The sequence below is a fragment of the Actinomadura sp. NBRC 104425 genome, from assembly GCF_030269545.1.
In the GTDB taxonomy this organism is placed as follows: Bacteria; Actinomycetota; Actinomycetes; order Streptosporangiales; family Streptosporangiaceae; genus Spirillospora; species Spirillospora keratinilytica.
Map to the genome: position 1 here is coordinate 1 of NZ_BSTN01000073.1, position 2,844 is coordinate 2,844.

At 70.3% G+C, this 2,844-nt stretch carries 2 protein-coding genes; one reads left to right on the forward strand and one right to left on the reverse strand.

What is annotated here, in order from left to right; translation table 11 throughout:
- Positions 1-461 precede the first annotated feature (461 nt).
- Complete coding sequence (locus QSK22_RS33125; protein ID WP_285498447.1) at positions 462-914, reverse strand: hypothetical protein; 453 nt, start codon at positions 912-914, stop codon at positions 462-464.
- A gap of 1,401 nt (positions 915-2,315) precedes the next feature.
- On the opposite strand from QSK22_RS33125, the gene QSK22_RS33130 reads away from it, so the two are divergent.
- Positions 2,316-2,844, forward strand: a 529-nt coding sequence (locus QSK22_RS33130; protein WP_285498448.1) for a transposase, incomplete at its 3' end; no start/stop codon positions are given.

Consider the following 2,844-nt stretch of genomic DNA (forward strand, 5'->3'; position numbering starts at 1 on the left):
GCGCCCCGCGATCGATACCCTGGCCATCGAGGTCTCCGTGCAGATGGTCTTCTTGGTCGTTGATCCATCTACCGGAGACCTCACCTGTATCCAGGCACCGACATGCCGCGACCGAACCGACAACCAGCACTTTCTAAACACGGCCTAGCGCGCCGCCCGTCGGCCCCGCGCACGCGGGGATGCTCCCGCCGCGCTCAACGCTGGGGTACGGCAGGCGGAGTCGGCCCCGCGCACGCGGGGATGCTCCTCCCCAGCTCTGCGGCGGCCGCGGTTTTCGTGTGTCGGCCCCGCGCACGCGGGGATGCTCCTCCTGCTGGAGCGGTTGTCCGCCGAGGATTTCGGTCGGCCCCGCGCACGCGGGGATGCTTCGGACACGATGGGTCGTTCCTTTCCGCCGACGACCCTTGGGGCAGTGCAGAGGGCTGGCCCCTCGGGGGCGGCGCCCCCGAGGGGCCAGCGGGTCAGCCGGTGACTCCGTTCAGCACCTCGGCCTCGGCCTGGCGCGCCGCGTCGACGGTCTCACCACCCTTGGCGACCTTGGCGGCCTTGGGCTTGGGCGCCTTTTTGATCTCGGCGATGATGAACCGCTCGCGGCCCTGCTTCCACCGGCCGCGCTCACCGGTCTGGGGATCGAACGCGGACGGGTCGTACCAGATTCGCCCGGGGCGGATGTCGTCGCAGACCACCTCGACGCGGTCGCCCATCTTGAACTCCCGGGCGATGCGGCCGGCAAGGGTGGTGTCCAGGGTGGTCACGCGGATGGTCCGCTCGGCGGAGTAGACGTCGCCGTCCCGGTTGACCTTGCGCAGGATGACCAGGATCTGCAGCTCGCAGCGCACGCCCCAGTCGTAGGACTTCAGCTCGGGGTCACGGGCGAGACGACCGGCGATGTTGACGGTGAAGCGGTTGTCCATGAGTCCTCCTCTGGCTCCTGCCGGGAGGGGCGGCCGCCTCGGTCGGCGGCCTGGGGGCTTGCGGTCTTCCCCGTCCCGACGGGGCCGGCTCCCCGCGCTGAGGGATGGGCATCAACCGGGAGACAAGGGATTTTCAAGATGTTTTCCACAGAAAAGATCTTGAAAATCCCGCGGGCGGACGGTTGAGGGCCAGACCGCAGTGCGGGAGCGTCGCCTCCGGCGGGACGGGGAGGCCGCGAGTTCCCAGGCCCCCTCGTCGAGGCGGCTCTTCCAGCAGGAGCCTGAGGAGGACGGACCGCACGCTCTTCGCCGTCGACATCGACCGGCCGCCTCCCCGGCCCCGCAGGGAAGGAGCGGCTGGCGACTGCTGCGCGCCGCAGTGAGGTACCGGGCAAGCTGGGCAACGGGAACCGGGCCCGGCGTCTGCGGCGCCGGGCGTCCGGCCGCCGAGCCGTGCACGGCGCATCCCCGCGAGGTCAGATGGGCGACCGCGTCGAGGCGGTCTGCGACGGCGTTCGCGCCGGTTTTCTGGCGCGGCCCGTCCGCGTTCGGCGTCCGCACCGGTGGGCGCAGGCGGTGGAAGCAGGGACGCGAACGGTTCATGTTCGCCGAGAGCAAGAAGGCGCCCAAGTCCTCGGTCGTCGAGGTGCCAGGACGGGACTGCCGACGCGGTGTGTCATGGCGAGGTGGTGGAGTCCGCGCTTTGCGCTGAGGGGGGTGTGCTCTGGCCGGGCTCCTACTTCGCTGGGAGCGTGGACGGAGCGCTGATCAGCGTCCGGCGTCAGTACATCCCGCCTAGTCTGAGCCGGGCAGACGCCGGATCGCCCGGGGTGATCCGGTTTTCCTCGCCCCGCTACGCGGGAGGGTCCGCTTCACCCCTGCATGAAGGCCGGAGCACTGCGGACGAACGTGCGTAGCAGACGAAGGCGCCCCAGTTCAGTACTGGGTCCCCGGCTGCGTGGTGCTCCAACTGGACGGTGCGCAGCGCGTCGGACGGGCCGTGTCCCTGGCAGAGCAGCTCATAGAACCTCACCATGAGGTAAACCCCCGCCCGGCCCGACACCGCTGGGGACCACCAATGACCGCCCGCCAAACCGGGCAGCAGACTGCGGCCGACCCCGCTCCCTGGGGGCGGCCGCCCCCGCCCCGCCAGCTCGACACCGACACGCCAACGTTGCCCCGGCCACACCGTCACACCCGGCCGGGGCCGAGCCACCCGCGCCCGATGCGCTGTTCGACCTGGCGGAGACCCACCGATGACCACCCACCGGACGCGGCCCGGTTGCGTCCACGGAGGTGGTGTACGAGTTGATGCAGGTCAGAGGGCGTGGCGTCGTGAAATGAGACGGCCACCGCGTGATCCTTCGAGAAGCGAAGTCCAAGATCGAAGGAGAGGACGCGATGGCCGATGACACCAGTGTGGACCCCGCGGGCCGGCTTGCCGAGCAGATCGGGGCGTGTGAGCCGGATCTGCTGCGATCGATGGTCAAGACGATGGCCGAAGCGCTCATGTCGGCCGAGGCCGACGCGATCTGCGGCGCCGGCTACGGGCAGCGCTCGGACGAACGGGTCAACCGCCGCAACGGCTACCGGCAGCGGGACTGGGACACCCGCGCCGGCACGGTCGAGCTGGCGATCCCGAAGCTGCGCAGCGGGTCGTACTTCCCCGGGTGGTTGCTGGAGCGGCGCCGCCGGGCCGAGCAGGCCCTGGTGAGCGTGGTGGCCACCTCGTATCTGCTGGGGGTGTCGACGCGGCGGGTGGACAGATTGGTGGAGCAGATGGGCATCACGGGCATTTCCAAGAGCCAGGTGTCGGAGATGTCGAAGGTGCTGGACGCCCAAGTGGCCGCGTTCCGCAACCGGCCCCTGGAAGGTGGGCCGTATGCGTTCGTGTGGCTGGACGCCCTCACCCAGAAGGTGCGTGAGGGCG